The organism is Algoriphagus sp. NBT04N3 (assembly GCF_019443765.1).
Taxonomy (GTDB): Bacteria; Bacteroidota; Bacteroidia; order Cytophagales; family Cyclobacteriaceae; genus Algoriphagus; species Algoriphagus ornithinivorans.
In genome coordinates this window covers 3,388,652-3,408,911 of record NZ_CP048415.1, presented here as the reverse complement: position 1 = coordinate 3,408,911, position 20,260 = coordinate 3,388,652, and the positions used below count along the sequence as shown (strand labels likewise).

The following is a 20,260-nucleotide window of genomic DNA, read 5'->3' as shown; positions in this document are numbered from 1 at the left end:
AAAAGAAAAAAATATCATTCAAAACTGAACCCCCTCATACAGACCAAAAACCCAGATTTTGCAAAAAATCCGAGATTTAGACAAAAATCAATTCAAATGAATTTAATTTTTTTGGTACAAAATGAACCTGTCCCCCGATTTGTCCTCTTTAAGTCGTAAACTATTAGTAAACAGTAATTTAAAATAGTCCTGTTCCCGCTACTACGAAGCCGATCAGAAATGATCGGCTTTTTTTGTTTTAAGGTTTAGAAACCGGTATAGAGTTTTTTTATAAATGCTATTTTATCAAATCATTTAAGTCCTGAAATATCTATTGCTTTAACAACTCTTTTCCTATAATTTCAATACCATACCTTCTTACTAATCAAAAAACCTCTCTCAGTTAATTTCCGAGAGAGGTTTTTTTGTTGAATAGCGAGAAACGCTCTTATTTTTTTAAATCAAAGGCACTGATGACTCCATTTCCGGATAGGTAATACAAATAGCCTTCTATATCATCCACTTCATATACCGGTTTTTTATCTTTCAGGATGATTTCCTTTTCGGTTTTTCCAGAATCTTTGTTCACTTTGACCAAACCTACTCCGTCGCTCAAATCTGTTAGGATAAACTGATCATTAGCCGTTGCCATGGTGGCTTTAAATCGTTTGGTCATTTCTCCATAGGATACGGAAGCTATATTTGCAAAAGATTCTGCTGCAGCCGCATTGTTTTTAGCGCGCATGGCATCTGCACTATTATATTCTCCGATATAATAGGAATAGGTGGATTGGGAAGCTGCTGCCGCTGATACTGCTGCAGAAGCTACCGATAAAGCTCCCAATGCAACTTTTGCAAAGGTGCTTTGGCCCGGGGCCTTATGAAATACATGATAATTCTCTTTTCCCTCACTATTCAACAACATCATATTTTGATCAGATGCTAAATAGATTCCTGAGGAGCGAACTCCCATCGTGTAAGGACTTTCTTTTCCATCAAATTTGAATTTGGCAAGTGTGCTGAGATCTCCTGTATTTTCATCAATAGCTAAAATTTCCTCTCCTGTGCTGATCAAATAGCGTCCCTTCGCAGCATCATACGCGCTGGTAACAGCTGTTGCTTTCTTGTATTGAATTCCTTTTTTCCATTTAGAATCACCGGTAGTGAGGTTGATGATATTTGCATCGGTGTCGGTGATATAGATCATGCCTTGAGGAGTGGTAGCCATGGTATGGATATTTGCTCCTGTATCAATGGGCTTTTTGAAAAGTGGAGTGCCGTCAAACTTGATTTTATTAATTCCACCTTCTGCAATACCAAATAAAATTCCATCCTCCATTACATAAAAGTGCTGTACATATCCCTTGGTTTTAGGGGCTTTCTCCCAAAGATCTTCTCCATTGTTGGCATCAAGGAAAGCAATCTTGGATTCACCGCTTCCACCTATCTGGCTTACCAAGCTGCTTCCTCCTTTGAACACATCACTTACGATTGCCAGACCTTGGGGTAAAATCTGAAACCTTGTAATTGAACCTTTGATTTTTCGCTCTTTATCCCAAAGTTCTCGCCCGTCTTTTCCAAATTTGTGAATGCGGGTATCTCCATTACTTCTCTCTTCGAATCCGTAAATTTCATTTCCGGTATTATCTGCGATCATACTGGTGACATTTTTGATTTCATTCTGCCAGATAATGCCTCCATCTTTCACATTGGCGCAGATTACCCCTTTGGTTGTAGGAACAAATACTTGATTTTGAAGTAAAAATGGCGCTCCAGAACTCATAGGAATAGCAGCGCCACTTCTAACTTTCCCAATATTGGGATCGAGCTTTGCAAATCCCTCTTGTTTTCCAGAAGCTAGATCATAAATACCAACCGCTAGTACCTCTTCTTCACGCTTCTCACGGTTTCCCACCACGACAACCTTATTTTCCGGAAGGAAAATTTTTAATTGAGCTATTTGCTTCCAGCCATTTTCTTCAGTGACAAATACCTTCTCTCCGGTAATCACATCGATCACTGTACGTTTGGAGTTGGCGAAAATGGTTCCCGGAATTTGGGAAGCTCCGCCTTGGGTTAGAATTATGTAGGGGCTTAAAGGCACGAGTTCCATTTCTTCTTCTTTGATTTTACCATATTCGGCAAAACTGAAATGCGGGCTACTTGCTCCGGGTCTTATTCCGGATAGCCCGCTGCTACCATTGACTAATAGGACTCCTGCGTCTGTGAGGGTCATTTTTTCGATTTTCCCACCTATTTCATATTTAAATGTGGGAGCTGTTTGACTCCAGGCATTCCCTGCCAGGAAGATTACAGCCAGTAATAAAAAACTTAATTTTTTCATCTTTTTGGGAGTTGTGAGGTTTTCAAATTCTACACCCTAAAGAAAAAATAGCCACAGATGGATTACCATACGTTATATGGCGTATTTATATTGTAAAAAGCCTAGGAATGAGGGAAAAGAACTGATTTTGAAATGCTTAAGAACCCCAAAAAGGAAGATAAGCTGATTTTTTAAGCAAGGGGGCAACCTTGGATTTTACTTTTTAAAAAAAATACTGCTGACTTTATTGATGGAATGGTTGGATTTTATTTCAAGATGATCTGCTAAAAAGTAATCTGATAAGTGCTGAAACATTAGAAAAGCGAAGAAGAGATTTATCACTGCGATAAATCTCTTTTTGATTGTAAACAATGCGTATTCGCTGATTGATATTGGCTTTTGGGAAACTTCTTAGAAGCTTAAAAAGTCTCCAAGTGGAAATTCCTAAGTTGGGCATCCCATTTCCATTGATGGCAATTCCTATTTCCTCTGAATCACTCAAGACGATTAACTCATGAGTTTCGGAGGAAATAGTTAAATCAGCTGCAATTGTTAAGCTAGATGCCATCTTACTTCTCGCTGGTTGAGATTTTCAATTTGCCGTTGACTTTCCAATTGGTAAAAGTGGAAATGTCGCCAACTTCCTTCGGTACGCCCAACGTAAAATCTTCGAAATCATAGGAAATCACTGCACCTTTTCCTGTTAGCTTTTCATACAGTCCAATGGCCAAATCAGGCCAGGTTTGAATACTTTCTTTTTCTTTTGTCATGGTAATTAAAATTGGTTTATGAATACCTAACAGATTAAAAAAGGGATTGTTATGGCATTTAGTTAATTTCTGCGTTAAGCCACCTTCTCTTTTTACTATGAATTATTTCTTCTTTAGTATTTTTAGTGGTATTCTTAAATAATCAAGTCTGCTCGAGTTAACCTTTGAACTAGTAGGCAATAAACTGGCTTAATATTATATGGAAGAAAAAATTTATCAAATCAACCTGTATTGGTTCAGGAAACACCTCAGGAAAATAGTCCTAGGGTTTTTGTTGCTCATAGCCCTTTTCACTAGCATCCGAACCGTAGGTCCGGAAGAGGAAGGAGTGGTTATTCAACTGGGCCAATACAATCGTACGGTCAATCCCGGTCTGAATTTTATCATTCCATTTTGGATAGAGCGTATGTATAAAATTCCCGTTCAGCGTCAATTGAAGCAGGAATTCGGATTCCGAACTACCCGGGCAGGGACTCAAACTGATTATACCAAGACAGGCTTTGGTGATGAAAGTATGATGCTGACAGGTGACCTCAATCTCACCGATGTGGAATGGGTGGTACAATACCGGATTACCAATTCGTATAATTTTCTATTCAAAGTGAGAAATGCAGAAAAAACCCTCCGGGATATGTCGGAGTCAGTGATGCGGAAGGTGGTCGGAGACCGCACGGTGAATGAAGTTTTGACTGTAGGAAGACAGGAAATAGCCACGACGGTGGAGGGGCTGCTTCAGGAACTTTGTGACGAATATGAAAATGGAATCAGAATAGACCAGGTAGTGCTACAGGATGTAAATCCCCCAGAGCCGGTGAAGCCATCCTTCAATGCCGTAAACCAGGCTCAGCAGGAGCGGGAAACTTTGATCAACCAAGCTGAAGCGGAGTATAACCGTGTGATTCCTAGAGCTAGGGGAGAAGCGGAAGAGACCATCCAATTGGCAGAGGCTTTTGCCCTTAATCGGGTCAACCGTGCCAAAGGTGAAGCTGAGCGATTTAATGCTTTATATGAAGCGTACATCAAGGCGCCAGAAGTTACCAAACAACGAATTTACTTGGAAACCATGGAGAAGATTTTGCCTAAAATCGGCAACAAAATTATCGTAGATGAAAAAGGCAACAATGTCCTTCCTCTATTAAATATTGATAAAGCTAAAAGTCCTCAACAATGAGCAAGAGAAAGATAAGTTCCATCGTGATAGTGACTTTGTTGGTCCTAATGACCTTCAATAGCTATTTTGTTTTGGATGAAACGCAGCAGGCTATCGTTACCCAATTTGGGAAACCTGTCGGAGATCCTAGAACCTCTCCGGGCATCAATTTCAAAATTCCATTTTTGCATAAAGTGCAGTTTTTTGACAAGCGCTATTTGGAATGGGACGGAGACAGAAATCAGGTTCCTACTAAGGATAAGAAGTTTATATTCATCGACACCTATGCAAGATGGGAGATTACTAATCCTTTGCAGTTTTTCATTCGCTTGAGAGATGAGCGTTCTGCACAGTCTAGACTGGATGATATTCTGGATGGGGAAACCCGAAATGCAATTGCCAGTCATGATTTATTGGATATCGTGAGGTCAAGCAATCGGGAACCGGAAATCACAGAAGACTTTCTGGAGGAGATTGAGGTATTGCAGGATATTTCCGTCGGAAGGGATAAGATTGAGGAGATTGTTTTGAAAAAAGCCAATGAGAGAACCACTGATTTGGGGGTAAGAATCCTGGATTTTCGATTCAAGCGAATGAATTATGTGGATGATGTTCGGGACAGAGTATATGACCGAATGATTTCTGAAAGAAACCGAATCGCAGATCAATTTAGGTCTGAAGGGCAAGGAAAGGCCCGTGTCATTGAAGGGAATAAAGAGCGGGATTTGGCTGAGATACAGTCGGAAGCTTTCCGCCAGGCAGAGGAAATCAAAGGGAAAGCAGATGCGGAAGCTACTGCTATTTATGCGGCGGCTTATAATCGTAGTAGAACCTCTGTGGAACTCTACAAATTTCTTCGAACGATGGAGAGTTTCGAGAAGTCCATGGATGAGAAAACCAGTATCATTTTATCCACAGATTCTGAATTTTTCAGATACCTGAGGAAACTGAATTGATATCAGTAACCATTGAATAAAATGCCTTTGAGTTTTTTGCTCAAGGGCATTTTTTTTGAAAAAGATTTGGCCTTATCTCATTTCCCCCAAAGTCCTTTTCCTTTGGTTCGTGCCTCGCGCTGTAGTTTGATAAATAAAGATTCGTATTTGACATTGGGAGGGAACGTAGCTACTGTAGCATAGCCTTCCTGAACCAATAGCGCATTAAAAAACCTTCCATCTTCCAGGTAGACGTAGGCTAAAGTTCTTTGATACCTATCATAGCGCTGAACGTCATATTCCAGTCTCACTTTTTGGCCTTCCAATATGCGCTTTGCATAAGCTGAGCTCTCTTTTCCAAAGTACTCAATTCTTTTCCTTCCCGAATTACGTGCTTCCGGTGAGTCCACACCAATCAATCGGATTTTTTCCTCCTGACCTTTACTATTTAGAACCCAAAAAGTATCACCGTCAACCACTTTGGTGACAGGGAGGAGTGCTGTTTTTTGTTGGGAAAAAGCATATTGCTGAACCAATGCTAGCCACAGAAAAAGGATAAAAAAGTTTTTTGCTCTCATGTGATTGATGAATAATTCCAAACCTAAGAAAACAGGAGTAAAAGACCTGTCAAAAGATAAAATATCTTCAGAGTTACGACAGCTATTGTCTTAATTAGATAGGCTCGCATTGAAAATTACTTGGTCATTTCTGAGAAACTAGAGAACTTCAAGGTTCACTTAATTCTTTTTCCCATGGATTTTTATCTCAACCAAGTGCTTACTGCTTTTTCAAAAATGGATATAGATTCTTTGTGGGAATTAATGGATGAAAGTCGCACCTATTCGGATGTCCCTTTGGAGTCTTTTCTAAGAAGCTTGAATACATCTTTCAAACAATTTAGGGATGCTGGAGATGAAGAATTGGAGCTTCTTCCGGGATATTGTCATGAAATGTCCTGTAATCCCGATCAGATTAGAACTGGATACAGGCTACTTGGAAAGCAGTCTAAAAGTTATTTGGATTTAAGGTTTGTACTAGAACTCACCCAAGACAGGAAGGACCACGAAATTGCGGATATTTACTCTTGCTCTTGTTTTTCATGCCATCAAGAAGAGTTTGGCCTAGGTGCACGAGTTAATCTGAGAATTCATGCGGATGAGCATTTGAGATTTCTAGGGAAATCAGACCTGCAGATTTATGCCCATAAAGCCAATGTGGAGCTGAAATTATTAAAGAAGGAGCCCAATCCTTTAACCTATGATTGGGTGGAGGCTTGGCTGATCTTGACTCAGGCTACTTTTGATTATTTGGCAGAAGCCACGGAAGACCTGCCCTTTTATGAGGATTACAGCTGGGAAGAATATCTCCAAACTCGAGCACAGCTGAATAAATATTGGAATGTGGTTAGGGATTTATATGAAGAGGGACTATTGACTTGGGATTTTTCTCAGAAAATAAATGAAGAAGAGCTAATAGAAAAAGTGATTCAGGCAGAAACGATTATGGATGATTATTTCTGCGAATTTCTTTTCCAAAACACCAATCTCGATGAAGACTTTTTTATCAATTGGAGAGGCCATTCCTTCAGAGAGGGATATTTTGATCTGTTCCCAATCTTTTGGAAAGGATTTATTCCTATTCGTGCTCAATTAGTCCAAAAGTATTATGCGCTATCAGAATATGAGACTGAGGATTTTTTGGAAGATGAGTATTGCTTTAATCAGGAAGAAACTTTGGAGAGTCTTTACTTTCATATGAATATTAGAAAAGAGGCTAAGGAAAGAGGAGAAGAAATTCCCTTTTATTCAAAAGTTTAATCGATTCATGCTTCAATTGTGAAGCTATTTATTAGCTATATAAAACCCTGAAGCCTTAAAGCGGTTAAATAATTAAAAGTGCTTCCGGCTTTCATCTATTAACCACTAAATTTTTCATTTTCCTATGTTCCAAAAAATTTCCCGAACCCAAAGTCCTCCTTCTAAACCATTGATGATATGGGATGGAAACTGTGGCTTCTGTGCCTATTGGATTCAGGTTTGGGAAAGGAAATCTTCGGGTATAACTTTTAAAACCTATCAGGAAGTAGCGAATCAATTTCCTGAAATTCCTCTCAAAGAATTCAAGAAGGCTTCCCGGTTTATTGAACCAAACGGCCAAATATTCAGTGGTCCTGATTCAGCTTACAGGAGCTTTTTCCATTTTAAAAGGCCTTTGAAATTTCCGCACCGCTGGTATCAGAAGTCCAGATCTTTCAGATGGATGAGCGATCATGCCTACAATTTCATGGCTAAAAATAGGCCAGCCATGATGAAAATTACCCATGCTTTTTGGGGCAAAAATCCAAAGCAACAAAAGCCTTATTATTTAATTTGGCTTGCGCTCATTTTTGGAATATGCTTTATTGGTATAAGTATCCTTTTTTGAAGTCTAAGTTTTAGCCTTTCAGGAAATTATGTTTCTTTAAAATTGCCGGGTTTTAAGTAGAGGTTTTAAAATTTTCTAGCCTTTTAGAATTGAAAAAAGCCAAAATGGGCATAATGATTAGGTAAAGCATGTAGCTAAATCCGGAAATGATAAAGGTATAACTGCCACCCAGATTGAATAATGAAATAGCTACTGAAATAAGGGGAATCAGCCCCATTGCTAAATTGATCCTAACACTGTTTTGGGTGAGAAGTATTTCTTGTTGAGAAAGTAGTAATTGTTTCTTTTTCTTCAGTGATCGAACATTAAGCCATACGAAGACTAAAAATATTCCAGATGCACCTAGCCCGTAAATGACCATCAATTCTGAAGTGTCTTCAGGTCTGATTGTTTCAGTGAAAATCCGATTAAATAGCTCCTTATTATCAGTTAATAAAGCAGTGTAAATATCTACTAATAGCCTGATTAGAAATTTTAGGGGGTAGGTATAAAACAATACTAAAAAGAGGAGAATAGTATTTATGGCGGTGGTTCCAGAATCCCTGAGACCAAAACGGATAAAATATAGATAATGCTGGTACCATATCAACATCAAAATTGAAATAGAACCAGCGAAAGGAATAAAATCTTTGATGAAATCTCTTAACTGCTCAAAGTTTTCAGGAGGACTACTGGATAGTAAAAGAAGACCGATGGCTATGGCAAATACTCCGTCGCTCAGGGATTCTATCCGAGTATTTTCCAGCCCCCTTAGTTGAAAGCCCAGCTTTTCTTGAGAAGTTTGAATTTTTTGTTTCAATTAGAGTTTATTTTTGATTCAATGAAATTTCAGAAATCTAGTTCAATTGAAAGGTTTTGGACATGAAAATGAATTAAAGTCTAATTGCTCTCGCAATCACTGCTGCCATAATCCCCAAGCCTTCTTTATTGGGATGAACCCCATCAGGCAGCAACTCAGCTTTGTCCATCAAAGGGGTATACAAATCAATCAGCTCTGAAGCGCTGGATTGAGCAATATCCATGATCATCATACGCTGCTCGTTGTTCATAACATTGGCAGTAATTCCGAAATTATCCTTGGTAACCGGTACTGGCATGATGACATATACCTTTCCATCCACAGGCATATTCTGACGAAACTCTGCAATCATATCCAAATAGTCTTTTCTGAAATCGGCTTTATGGACCCAATTCTGTGGTTTGGAATCATTGGTGCCAAGCATGATTACCAAAATGTCTGGAGCAAAATCTTTCACTTCCTGAAACTGTGGTTCATTCCAATAAGGGAAATCTCCTTTTCTCAATAGCGTTCTGCCACTTACTCCAAAATTCTTTACTAGATAAGCTTCTCCCAATAATGCCTGCATTTGTAAGGGATAAGAATCCGGATTATCTCTACCGGGTCCTTGTGTGATTGAATTTCCCACACAGGCAATTTTGATAGGTGATTGGGCGTATGCCGATAGGCTGAAAAGAAACAGGCATAGAAAACTGAAATAGGTTCGCATAAAGCTGAAAGGTTTGATTTTTGGGTTTTATGAATTAATTGAATGTAAAATAGAAAATTCAGTCCATTTATTTTCCACTCCTTTTACCTTCCCCTATTTTTAGAAGATGAAGCCTATCAAAGCTCTTTTGCCTTTCATTTCTTGGCTTTCCATTGACGTGGTTTTAGGAGCCATGGCAGGGATGTTATTTTTTTCTCAACTCCTCCACGTGCAGCTAGGGTGGGAAATTTATGCCCTGTTGGGTCTCTGTGTTTGGGTAATTTATACAGCCGATCATCTGTTGGATTCCCGTAAAAAAGTACAGATTGACCTGAGTCCCAGGCATCAGTTTCATGCAAGAAATCAGAAAACCCTTTTGTTTAGCCTGGCTTTAGCTACGCTTTTAGGCTTGCTGGGAGCGATTTGGGTCTTAGGCTGGACCAGGGAGTTACTTTGGTCTCTGGTTCTTGCGGGGGCAATAGGCGGAAGTATGACCTTGATACGCTTAGGAGGAAATGCCGGGAATGGACTTAAGGAATTGAGTACGGCAGTTTTTTACGTTTTGGGGATTGCCTGGATCCCTCTTCTTCGAGCCGAAGCATTGGATAGAGACTGGAGACTGGGAGCCTTTTTATTAGTATTTACGCTGTTGGCCTTTTTAAACTTGCTAATGCTATCCTGGATGGACAGAAAAAAAGATGAAATAGCTGGTTTTCCCTCTGCGGCGCAGTTGATTCAGCCTACACAATTATTGGACTGGATTCGAAGACTTGCTCTGCTATTGATTATAGCTTCGCTTGCACTCTTTATCGCTTTGCCCTCTTTCTTCCGCATGTATTCCTGTATTTTGCTGATAATGGTTATCCTCCATTTCTTGATTTTTTTCAACAAAAATCTCAACGAAAATCAAATTCGGACTAGGATGGAGGCGGTTTTTCTATTGCCTTGGATATTATTGATTTTTTGAAATAAGATAGAAATCCCGTTCCTAAATGTATACCTAGAAACAATCCTCCCTTTTACAAAGTCGGCAAGAGCTTGTCCCGATAAATATCGGGACGGTTTAATTAATAAATTAATTCCCCTCAAAAGGATATAGAGGGGAATTAAAATAACTCTAAATGATCACAAAGTTCCATGCCTACAGCATGGCTAAGCTATTGTGAGGTCGTATTCTACCGAACTTTAATCCCTCCGGGATTGACTAGACTGCACTTTTTTGAGGATAGATGATTGTCAGTTAGGATAAATGTTGTACATCAATCTATCCAATTTCATCTGGAACCGTAATTTATGTACTACACAAAAGCACTGTGTCCGGTAATAGCTCTCCCTACAATCAAAGAATTGATTTCTTTGGTGCCTTCATAGCTGTATACTGCTTCTGCATCTGCCACAAATCTGGCAATATCATGTCGCAACAAAATTCCGTTGCCACCAAACAGTTCTCTTGCCTGATCCACGATGGATCGCATTCTTAAGGTGCAGAATACCTTGGCCAAAGAAGCATGCTCATCCAGCAGATCTCCTGCGTCTTGCATTTGGGAAAGCCTAAATACCATGGTTTGCATTGCTGTCAAATCTCCCAACATGGTGACTAAAAGATCCTGAACCAACTGGAAGGATGCGATCGGTCTTCCAAACTGACTTCTTTCATTACTATAAGCCAATGCGAGTTCATAAGCGCCTCTCGCACAGCCTACTGCCTGCCAGGCCACTCCGGCTCTGGTCATTCTCAAGACTTTGGCAGTATCTCTAAATGAATTTGCCTCTTGTAGCCTGTCGCTTTCCGGTACTTCGCATTTGGTTAAAGTGATCAGAGCATTTTGTACAGTCCTTAAGGCCATTTTGTCTTCCAGTTTTTCAGCAAAAAAACCTGGATTATCCTTCCTTACAATAAACCCTTTCACCTGATTATCATCCAGGTCTCTTGCCCAAATCACAGTCATATCTGAGAAAGTGGCATTTCCGATCCATTTTTTCTGGCCATTCAAAATCCATACATCACCCTCTCTTTTGCAGGTAGTAGTTAAGCCTCCGGCAACTCCCGAACCAACTTCTGGTTCAGTAAGCCCAAATGCTCCGATTTTTTCCAGTTTCTGCATGGCAGGAAGCCATTCTTGTTTTTGAGCTTCCGACCCACATAGGTACACAGATCCCATTGCTAAGCCACTCTGCACCCCGAAAAAAGTAGAAATTGAGGTGTCAATTCTTGCCATTTCCATAGCGATAAATCCTTCCAGTAAGGCGGAATGTCCAGGACAACCATAGCCTTGATAAGTTAGCCCGGCTATATCCAGCTCGGCCATTTTTGGAATGATGTGCATAGGGAATTCCCCGCGGTTCCAGTAATCATTGGCAATGGGTTTGATTTCACTTTCCATAAATTCCCGTACCCTCAGCTGAATATCCCGCTCGTGTTTGGGTAAGCTTTTCCCCAACTCGTAAAAGTCTCCGTTGATCGGTGGAATTTCTTTAGGTTTACCTCCTCCTTTAAGCATTCCCATCATTTTGGATATGTCTGATTCGCTCATTTGTGACACCAATCCTACCATCTTGGGGAGGTCAACTTTCTGGGAAAGTTTAGAGATTTGGTCTAAGTCTACAGATTTGAGTAGTTGGCGAAGGCCTGAGATATTCTTAAAAAGATTTTTCATACGATTATGTTAGGTTTATTGGAAAGGATCTGAAAAAAGAAATACTTAGATTTCTAATTCTGAGATATGAAAGATAATTATCGTTGGTTGACTCCTGTTTACGAATTGCTCTCCAGTCTGGTTTTTGGCCAAACTTTAAAGCAATCCAAAACTTGTTATCTTTCTAATATACGCAACAAGCATCTTTTAATCATAGGCGGAGGGACTGGTTCTGATTATCAGTCTGTTCAAAGGGATATGAAAGGGGACTTTGTGGAGGTGTCAGTTAGTATGCTTCGCAAAGCCGAAAAAAACTTAGAAAGCTCAGAGCTTAATTTTCATTTAGGAGAAATTCCTCTAGGTAAAACTTATGATTTGATCCTGTTGCCATTTGTATTGGATACGCTAATCGATGAAGAATTAGAGGAGCTTTTGATGAAAATAAAAGCTGTTTCCAAGCAAGGGGCATTGATCTATCTATCAGATTTTTTCCCGCAGAAAAATAGACGGAATAAGCTTCTTCAATCTTTGATGATACGGTTCTTCAGAGCTTTCACTAAGCATCCAAGAAAGGATTTGCCTGATTATAAGGAGTTTTTAGAGAAGGCTGGATTCCGCCTCTTGAAAGAAAAAACATGGTCTGAAGATTGGGTACGGGCTCAGCTTTGGCAAAAAGCTTAATTCCCGGCTTTTTGGATTATTCGAGTAATCAGCTCATCAAAGTATTGTCCATTCCCCGGGCCGTACCAATTCATCTCCCTTACCTCATGAAAATGCTCGTCATAGAGTTCATCTGGCGTGATGTAGCCAATATATCCTCCATTAAAAGTGGTTATAATTAAATTGAGTCCTTTTTCCTGAGCCAATTGATCCCATTTTTCATAAAAAACACCTGAAATCTCCCCGCTTGAAGAAATGATTAGCGTATTTCCGATTTGAGTGATACCCATATGTGGATTGGTTTCGCCTAGTAGTTTTTTAAATAACCATGGTCTAATCCGGATATCATCTGAGATCCTTAAATGGGGTTCTCTAAGCGATAAGTCCAATCTTGCATTTCGGATTCTTGGAAGTTTGACTGTGCTATACCGGGTCATTTTTAATTGACTGATGGAGTCGAGGGATAGGGCATATTCTTGAACTGCCGGTATATCATTCCCTGAACGAAGAGGTCTATGAGAACCAACCGTGCCTGCTGCAAAAAGTGCAAAATCAAAGTTGGACTGTTCCATTTTTTTCATCAGGTAAAAAGGGTAATCACCTGAAAGCCCCATAAACTTAGTACTCAAGCAAGTGGCATGGGCAGAATAGGTGAAGAGTGTGGCAGACTTCCCATCTTTCTTGGTAAAAATCAATTGTCTGGTAAATGGGTCAATCGGACCATCTTTTACGAATCGATTGGCCACCAATTCATTAGCGTCTGCTTTCCTAAAATGGATGCTCACAGTATCTAGGCTTGCTTTGGCTCGCTCAATGGCCTCCAAACTTTTATCTGCAATTCCAGCTACAATTTCCTCCTGAAAGCCTCCAAATGCCAGTTCTCCCAAAGGCCCGGGCATGTAGCCTCCCATGCCTGAATGCGTGTGTGTAGCTGTAAATAGGAGTTGAGAGATCTGAGGATACTTTTCTCTAATCTTCTTTTCAATTTTTTCTGCTAAATACGGGTGAACAATCAATAGCTCGTAATTCAACCAGGCTATTTCCTGTTTTCCATTACTCAAGACGATACTTTTTACATAACTGCTGTCGGCTACAAATTCATAGTTTCCTCTGGGAGCATAGCCTACCAAATCCACAGGCTTTTTTGGAGTCATATTACTTTTTCCCCATCCGGCCATCCAGCCATCCCCTATGCTTTGCTCAAAACTCAGTTGGTCCAGTCTGGTAAAGGTTTCTTGGTAAAAATCCTGTTCATCAAGCGGACTGCGGTCTACAGTTGTGAGAGTAAATAATGCAATCAGCAACAAAAACAGAAAGATCCCGAGCAGGATCTTTCCAAATAATTTAAAAGCTGATTTTAGGTCCATAGCTTAATACTCAAAAGTGCCGTGTGGACTTTGAATAGTTACTTTTTTTCCCTCAAATGGCTCTACTCTTCCGATAATCTGAGCTTCAACTCCATGAGATTCTGCTATATCAATGATTTCTTCCGCGTGTCTTTCATCGAGATATACTTCCATGCGGTGGCCCATATTAAATACTTTGTACATCTCTTTCCAGTCGGTTTTACTTTCTTCCTGTATGATTCTGAAGAGTGGAGGAGTTTCAAAGAGATTATCCTTAATCACATGTACATTCTCTACAAAATGCAGGACTTTGGTTTGAGCGCCTCCGCTGCAATGAACCAAACCATGAATATGAGGTCTCAAATAATTTAAGACATCCACCATTATTGGCGCATAAGTTCGGGTAGGAGATAGAACCAATTTTCCAATATTTACCGGAGCGCCTGGAGCTGCATCAGTTAGATTGTATTTGCCGGAATAGATTAAGTCATCCGGAACAGCTGGATCAAATGATTCTGGGTATTTGGTTTTTAAAACCTTGTTGAATACATCATGTCTGGCAGAAGTCAATCCATTGCTACCCATGCCTCCATTATATTCTGTCTCATAATTGGCCTGTCCGTATGAAGCCAAACCTACGATTACGTCTCCGGGCTGAATTTTATCATTGGAAATGACATCTTCCCTTCGCATTCTGCAGGTAACGGTGCTGTCTACGATCACGGTGCGAACCAAATCTCCCACATCGGCAGTTTCCCCGCCTGTTAGCACTGCATGAACTCCCTTGTCCCGTAGCATTTGAAGAACCTCCTCAGTACCTTCTATGATGGCAGAGATTACTTCTCCCGGGATCAGGTTTTTATTTCTACCAATAGTGGAGGATACGAGAATATTATTGATGGCTCCCACACAGAGAAGGTCATCCGTATTCATAATGATCGCATCCTGTGCTATTCCTTTCCACACGCTTAAGTCCCCTGTTTCTTTCCAATAGAGATAAGCTAGAGAGGATTTGGTTCCCGCACCGTCCGCATGCATGATATTGCAATAATCCGGATCAGAGCCTAAAGTGTCTTCTACGATTTTGCAAAATGCATTGGGAAAAAGTCCTTTGTCCAACTTAGAGATTGCATTATGGACATCTTCTTTGGAGGCGGAAACACCGCGCTGCATGTAGCGCTCGTTCATGGTTTTTTGGGATTGGTTACCAATGGACAAAGTTAAGTATTCCGAAGCATTGAAGAAGGAAATATTTGGGAAATATACTTTGTGAGATACGCTTTGCTGAAATAAGCTCTCCTTCGTCGAGCGAAATACGCCTTCGGCGAAATATTGGGTTCCAGGTAGATCAAAATCAGCGAATTAATCCGCGAAAATTTGCGGGAAAAAATCAAATAAATCACTTTGTTTCTTCTATACTTTGCGGGAGTCAAAAGAATCACTGCGCCGCTGCGCCGTTGCGAGAGATAAAAAGATATACTTCGTGAAATATAGCTTCGCGAAATATGCCTTCGGCGAAATATTAGGTTCTTGATGGATCAAAATCAGCGCTTATCTGCGAATTAATCAGCGAAAATCTGCGGGAAAAATCAAATCAATCACTTTGCCTCTTCTATACTTTGCGGGAGTCAAAAGAATCGTTGCGTCGCTGCGCCGCTGCGAGAGATAATTGATATGCTTCGCGAAATACAGCTTTGCTGAAATATGCTCTCCTTCGTCGAGCGAAATACGCCTTCAGCGAAATATTTGGTTCTTGGTAGAGCAAAATCAACGTTTATCAGCGAAGTAATCCCTGAAAATCTGCGGGAAAAAACCAAATAAATCACTTTGCCTCTTTCATTCTTTGCGGGATTATTAAAAAACTCTGCGCCGCCGCGCCGCTGCGAGAGATAATTGATATGCTTCGCGAAATACAGCTTTGCTGAAATATGCTCTCCTTCGTCGAGCGAAATACGCCTACGGCGAAATATCGGGTTTTGGGTAGATCAAAATCTGCGATTATCAGCGAAATAATCCGCGAAAATCTGCGGGAAAAAATCAAATAAATCACTTTGCCTCTTCTATACTTTGCGGGAGTCAAAAGAATCGTTGCGTCGCTGCGCCGCTGCGAGAGGAAAAGATATGCTTAGTGATATACGCTACACTGAAATAAGCTCTCCTTCGTCGAGTGAAATACGAGACAAATCCCCCTTTGGAATTCTGTACTGATTTGGGACGAGTTGTAGAATTAAAGGGGTTAGGGGGATTTTAGAAAAATACTTTGTGAAATATGCTTCGCTGAAATAAACTAGAAATACATATCGCTGCGCCGCCGCGTCGCTGCGAGAGATAATAGATATGCTTCGCGAAATACAGCTTTGCTGAAATATGCTCTCCTTCGTCGAGCGAAATACGCCTTCGGCGAAATATTTGGTTCTTGGTAGAGCAAAATCAGCGTTTATCAGCGAATTAATCCGCGAAAATCTGCGGGAAAAAAATCAAACCAAATAAATCACTTTGCCTCTTCTATACTTTGCGGGAGTCAAAAGAATCGCCGCGCCGCCGCGAGAGAATCTTTGCACTTTCAAAATTACACGAACATCTCCTCAATCAACTGGGTATAAAAGTCCTTTACTTCCATACCAATTGCCCGGATCTGCTGAGAAATTAAGCTGGTTTCTGTTTGCCCAGGCACCGTATTGATTTCAATAAAAAAGAACTTTCCGGTTTCCTTTTCCAAGAAATAATCAATTCGAACAGCTCCTCTGCAATTGAGTTTTTCATACACCCTTGATGCCACCCTTGAAACTCTTCCTATTTCCTCCTCATTCATTCGGCCTGGAGTTATTTCTTCGCAAACTCCAGGGATATATTTTGCTTCGAAATCAAAGAACTCCTTGCTGCTCACAATCTCCGTAGCAGGAAGTACTGTGATCTCGCCTTTTCCTCGGAAAACTCCCACAGAAAACTCCCTTCCTGATACAAATTCCTCAACCAATACCTGTTTGTCTTCCGCGAAAGCTTTTTCCAAGGCCTCAGATAACTCCTCCCAGGTTTTGACTTTACTCATTCCGATTGAGCTACCACCATTATTCGGTTTGATAAACAGTGGAAGGCTTAATTCTCCCTCAATTCGCTTTCTATTCTTTTCAGTATTTTCAAAAAGTTGAATGGACTGTGCAATATGTAATTCGGGGATATCTTGAACAATAGCTTTGGTATAGCCTTTATTCATAGTGATAGCTGAAGTCAGCTGATCGCAAGTGGTATAAGGGATTCCCAGCATATCAAAGTATCCCGCCAATTTGCCGTCTTCACCCGGGGAGCCATGTAAAATATTGAAAACTCCATCAAAGGTGATTTTTTCGTCTCCGATGGAAATACTGAAGTCATTGAGATCAACAGGGATTTTTTCTCCAGACTCGCAGACAAAATGCCAATCCCCTGGATAAATCAAGATTTTGTACACGTCATACCTGTCGCGGTCTATGGTTTTTTCGACAACAGCAGCGCTTTTTAGGGAGATGACGGATTCACCGGTGAATCCTCCGGTTACCAAGGCAATTTTCTTCTTCATGGCTGGGAAAAATCAATATGCGAAGTAGCTTAATTTCTTTTTATAGTCCAAGTTATTGCTACCCTCCAACGGTTTTTTAATAGGTTCTATTTTCAAAAAAAACTTAGAAATTCAAATGGGATGCTAGATCGAGGCATTTTTAAAATTTTCCTACTATAAATTTAATAAGCTTTTAAACCGCTCCAAGGGACTTAAAGCCCTTGGAGGGTTCTGTAACTTTTCATCCAAATGGAACAAAAATGCTATCGAGAGTTTTTTTATATTCGCCGTCTATAAAACTTGCAAATACCCAAAAATACGACTGATATGATTGAAAGTTTGAAAAAAGCATCTTCGCTTTTTCTGATCTTGTTTTTGGCCTCTGTCTCCTTGCAGGCTCAGGCTCTCAAAAAGGTAAGTCTTGAAGATGTTTTCAAGAAAAATACCTTCGCCCAAAAATCCGTTTACGGGATCAACTGGATGAAAGACGGGAAATATTACAGTTCCCAAGTAAACCGTGGAGGATTTCCCACAGTAGTAAAAATCAATGTAACCACAGGTGCTGAAGAAGCAGTCCTTTTGGACGGAAGAGCTTTAGGACTCAATTTTTCTTCTTATTCCTTCAATTCCGACGAATCAAAAGCTCTGGTAGCTACCGATGTTGAATCTATTTATCGAAGATCTACCAAAGGGATTTTCTATGTAGTCGATATGGCTACAGGAGAAAAGCAACAGTTGATGAATGGGGAGAAGATCTCCTATGCGACTTTATCTCCTGACAATGACAAAGTAGCTTTTGTAAAAGATAATAACTTGTACCTAGTGGAGCTGGCTACTAACCAAACCACTCAGATCACAAAGGATGGTGAGTGGAATAAAATCATTAACGGTGCAGCAGATTGGGTATATGAAGAGGAATTTTCCATGTCTCAGGCATTTTCTTGGTCACCTGACGGAAAGAAAATAGCATTTATCAGATTCGATGAAACAGATGTGCCTGAATTTAATATGCAGTTGTGGGGGCCGCTTTATCCTGCTGATTACAGATTTAAATATCCTAAAGCGGGTGAGCAAAATGCAGAGGTAAGCATTCATGTATATGATTTGGCTTCAAAAAATATTCAAAAAGTAGATGCTGGGTCAGAGAAAGATATTTACCTACCGAGAATCTATTGGACCAAAGATGCTAATCAACTTGCTTTCATTCGCTTAAATAGACTTCAGAATAAGTTGGACCTTTTCCATGCGAATGCTACAACTGGCTCCAGTAAACTTATTCTATCTGAGGAGTCTGAGACTTATGTGGATTTAGATTATAATGACAATTTACAATACCTAAGTGACGGAAAGAGCTTTATTCGAACTTCTGAAAAGGACGGGTATAAGCATATTTATCACCATGCGATGGATGGAAGCTTGATCCGTCAAATTACCAGCGGAGATTGGGAAGTGACTGAGTTGGTAGGAGTGGATGAAAAGAATAAAAAAATCTACTTTGTGTCTGCAGAAGCTTCTCCTTTGGAGCGAAACTTTTATGTGATTGATTTTTCTGGGAAAAATAAAAAAACATTGACTCCATTGGCAGGAACTCACAGAATCAATATGAGTCCGGACCATCGTTTCTTCATTGATTATTATTCCACCACAGAGATGCCTCAGGTAGTGACCTTGCATGAATCTAGCGGGAAATTGCTTAAGTCTTTGGAAGAAAATGAAGAGTTGAAGGAGCGATTGAAAAGTTTTGCCTTAGGTAAAAAAGAGTTCTTCACTTTCCCAACTGTTGACGGAACTGCATTGAATGGTTATGTCATCAAACCTGCGGATTTTGACCCGAATAAAAAATATCCTGTGCTCATGTATGTCTATGGAGGTCCAGGCTCTCAAAATGTCTTAAACTCTTGGGGTGGAACTCGTGATTTTTGGCATCAGGCTCTTGTTGCAGAAGGGTATATCGTAGCCTGTGTGGACAATAGAGGTACTGGAGCCAGAGGACGTGATTTCAAGCATGCGACTTACGCAAATTTGGGCAATCTGGAAACCATAGATCAAATCGAGGGCGCTAAGTATTTTGCGAAGCAATCTTATGTTGATTCATCAAGAATAGGAATTTGGGGTTGGTCTTATGGAGGCTATATGTCTTCCCTTTCTTTGATGATTGGCAATGATGTCTTTAAAACAGCAATAGCAGTTGCCCCAGTAACTACCTGGAGATATTATGATACAATCTACACTGAGCGCTATTTGCAAACTCCACAGCTTAATCCTTCAGGTTACGATGATAATAGTCCTATCTCACATGTCAACAAACTGAAAGGAAACTTCCTGTTAATTCACGGAACGGGGGATGACAATGTGCATTTCCAAAACTCGGTGGACTTGGTAGATGCTTTGATAGCTGCGGATAAGCAGTTTGAGACTTTTTATTATCCCAATAGAAACCACGGCATTTATGGGGGGAATACGACATGGCATTTGTATTCCATGATGACGGACTTTTTGAAAAGAAAGCTATAAAAAATGAAAACCGCAGAATGAGAGTTCTGCGGTTTTTTTATTGTCTCCCGCAAAGAGGAAAAGGAGCAAAGCATACTTTAACGCTAGGGGGAGTTATGGACTTGATTGTTCTGATCCTTTGCGACTTTGCGAGAGTCTAAGCCAATTTAATCTGATCAAGATAAAACTTCATCCGGCTATGATCCCGAGGTAAAAAGTCAATTTTATCGATTTTATCTTCCTTGTGATTGTAAAAAACTTCCACGTATTCATTCTCCAGCAGGTACAAATTAACCTTATGACGATAGTATCTAATGGCCACGACAAAAGTAGCCTCCATGTAGAGGGTTTTGATTTTTAGATGAAGGGGAAGTTGTCTGAACTCTTCTTTACTCATATCACATCTCGCAGTCTGATAAAGTTAACCAAAATTGTTTGGGCTTTTGTTCAACCGGGTGGGAAAGAAGTAAGTAAATGATCAAAAAAATACCCTTAGCAAACTTACCAAGGGTATTTTAAATT

General features: G+C 40.1%; 18 protein-coding genes. 7 read left to right on the top strand and 11 right to left on the bottom strand.

Going from position 1 to position 20,260, the window contains the following annotated elements:
• Window positions 1-427: 427 nt before the first annotated feature.
• The 3 genes from GYM62_RS14785 to GYM62_RS14775 form a co-directional block, all read right to left on the bottom strand.
• A complete protein-coding gene (locus GYM62_RS14785) occupies window positions 428-2,323 on the bottom strand; it encodes a PQQ-binding-like beta-propeller repeat protein (RefSeq protein WP_219956988.1) in 1,896 nt (631 codons plus the stop codon).
• Between the two features lie 250 nt (window positions 2,324-2,573).
• Window positions 2,574-2,870 (bottom strand): hypothetical protein, encoded by a 297-nt coding sequence (locus GYM62_RS14780; protein WP_219956987.1) that lies wholly within the window; start codon window positions 2,868-2,870, stop codon window positions 2,574-2,576.
• A 1-nt stretch (window position 2,871) separates the two neighbouring features.
• Entirely contained in the window at window positions 2,872-3,072 is a 201-nt protein-coding gene (locus GYM62_RS14775) for a hypothetical protein (protein ID WP_219956986.1), read from the bottom strand.
• A gap of 199 nt (window positions 3,073-3,271) precedes the next feature.
• Between GYM62_RS14775 and hflK the strand changes: the two genes are divergently transcribed.
• Both hflK and hflC read left to right on the top strand, forming a co-directional pair.
• Window positions 3,272-4,243, top strand: a complete 972-nt coding sequence (gene hflK / locus GYM62_RS14770; protein ID WP_144607038.1) for an FtsH protease activity modulator HflK — start codon at window positions 3,272-3,274, stop codon at window positions 4,241-4,243.
• Window positions 4,240-5,178, top strand: a complete 939-nt coding sequence (gene hflC, locus GYM62_RS14765; RefSeq protein WP_091652589.1) for a protease modulator HflC — start codon at window positions 4,240-4,242, stop codon at window positions 5,176-5,178. Before hflK ends, hflC begins: the two co-directional genes overlap by 4 nt.
• A 77-nt stretch (window positions 5,179-5,255) precedes the next feature.
• Here hflC and GYM62_RS14760 read toward each other — a convergent pair whose 3' ends face one another.
• Entirely contained in the window at window positions 5,256-5,735 is a 480-nt protein-coding gene (locus GYM62_RS14760; protein WP_091652592.1) for a thermonuclease family protein, read from the bottom strand.
• Between the two features lie 174 nt (window positions 5,736-5,909).
• On the opposite strand from GYM62_RS14760, the gene GYM62_RS14755 reads away from it, so the two are divergent.
• Window positions 5,910-6,974 carry a hypothetical protein gene (locus tag GYM62_RS14755; RefSeq protein ID WP_219956985.1) on the top strand — a complete coding sequence of 355 codons (1,065 nt, stop codon included), beginning with the start codon at window positions 5,910-5,912 and terminating at the stop codon, window positions 6,972-6,974.
• 124 nt (window positions 6,975-7,098) lie between these two features.
• Window positions 7,099-7,581, top strand: a complete 483-nt coding sequence (locus tag GYM62_RS14750) for a thiol-disulfide oxidoreductase DCC family protein (RefSeq protein ID WP_219956984.1) — start codon at window positions 7,099-7,101, stop codon at window positions 7,579-7,581.
• A gap of 52 nt (window positions 7,582-7,633) precedes the next feature.
• Here GYM62_RS14750 and GYM62_RS14745 read toward each other — a convergent pair whose 3' ends face one another.
• On the bottom strand, window positions 7,634-8,380 hold the full coding sequence (locus GYM62_RS14745) for a TMEM175 family protein (protein ID WP_219956983.1): 747 nt from the start codon (window positions 8,378-8,380) through the stop codon (window positions 7,634-7,636).
• Window positions 8,381-8,453: 73 nt separating this feature from the next.
• Complete coding sequence (locus GYM62_RS14740; RefSeq protein WP_219956982.1) at window positions 8,454-9,089, bottom strand: GDSL-type esterase/lipase family protein; 636 nt, start codon at window positions 9,087-9,089, stop codon at window positions 8,454-8,456.
• Between the two features lie 106 nt (window positions 9,090-9,195).
• Here GYM62_RS14740 and GYM62_RS14735 point away from each other — a divergent pair, with 106 nt between their 5' ends.
• Window positions 9,196-10,035, top strand: a complete 840-nt coding sequence (locus GYM62_RS14735; protein ID WP_219956981.1) for a hypothetical protein — start codon at window positions 9,196-9,198, stop codon at window positions 10,033-10,035.
• A 331-nt stretch (window positions 10,036-10,366) separates the two neighbouring features.
• Here the strand turns inward: GYM62_RS14735 and GYM62_RS14730 are convergent, their stop codons facing one another.
• Window positions 10,367-11,725 (bottom strand): acyl-CoA dehydrogenase family protein, encoded by a 1,359-nt coding sequence (locus GYM62_RS14730; protein WP_219956980.1) that lies wholly within the window; start codon window positions 11,723-11,725, stop codon window positions 10,367-10,369.
• A 66-nt stretch (window positions 11,726-11,791) separates the two neighbouring features.
• On the opposite strand from GYM62_RS14730, the gene GYM62_RS14725 reads away from it, so the two are divergent.
• The gene (locus GYM62_RS14725) at window positions 11,792-12,385 is read left to right on the top strand and encodes a methyltransferase domain-containing protein (protein ID WP_219956979.1); all 594 of its coding nucleotides are present in this window, start codon (window positions 11,792-11,794) and stop codon (window positions 12,383-12,385) included.
• Here GYM62_RS14725 and GYM62_RS14720 read toward each other — a convergent pair.
• From GYM62_RS14720 to GYM62_RS14710, 3 genes are all read right to left on the bottom strand, one after another.
• Entirely contained in the window at window positions 12,382-13,731 is a 1,350-nt protein-coding gene (locus GYM62_RS14720) for a neutral/alkaline non-lysosomal ceramidase N-terminal domain-containing protein (RefSeq protein WP_219956978.1), read from the bottom strand. The genes GYM62_RS14725 and GYM62_RS14720 overlap by 4 nt on opposite strands.
• Before the next feature lie 3 nt (window positions 13,732-13,734).
• Complete coding sequence (locus GYM62_RS14715) at window positions 13,735-14,898, bottom strand: AIR synthase related protein (RefSeq protein ID WP_219956977.1); 1,164 nt, start codon at window positions 14,896-14,898, stop codon at window positions 13,735-13,737.
• A 1,381-nt stretch (window positions 14,899-16,279) separates the two neighbouring features.
• Window positions 16,280-17,266, bottom strand: a complete 987-nt coding sequence (locus tag GYM62_RS14710; RefSeq protein WP_219956976.1) for a D-alanine--D-alanine ligase — start codon at window positions 17,264-17,266, stop codon at window positions 16,280-16,282.
• A 306-nt stretch (window positions 17,267-17,572) separates the two neighbouring features.
• On the opposite strand from GYM62_RS14710, the gene GYM62_RS14705 reads away from it, so the two are divergent.
• Complete coding sequence (locus GYM62_RS14705) at window positions 17,573-19,759, top strand: S9 family peptidase (RefSeq protein ID WP_219956975.1); 2,187 nt, start codon at window positions 17,573-17,575, stop codon at window positions 19,757-19,759.
• 136 nt (window positions 19,760-19,895) lie between these two features.
• On the opposite strand, the gene GYM62_RS14700 is transcribed toward GYM62_RS14705, so the two are convergent.
• Window positions 19,896-20,135: a hypothetical protein gene (locus GYM62_RS14700; protein ID WP_219956974.1), complete on the bottom strand. Its 240-nt coding sequence runs from the start codon at window positions 20,133-20,135 to the stop codon at window positions 19,896-19,898.
• Window positions 20,136-20,260 lie beyond the last annotated feature (125 nt).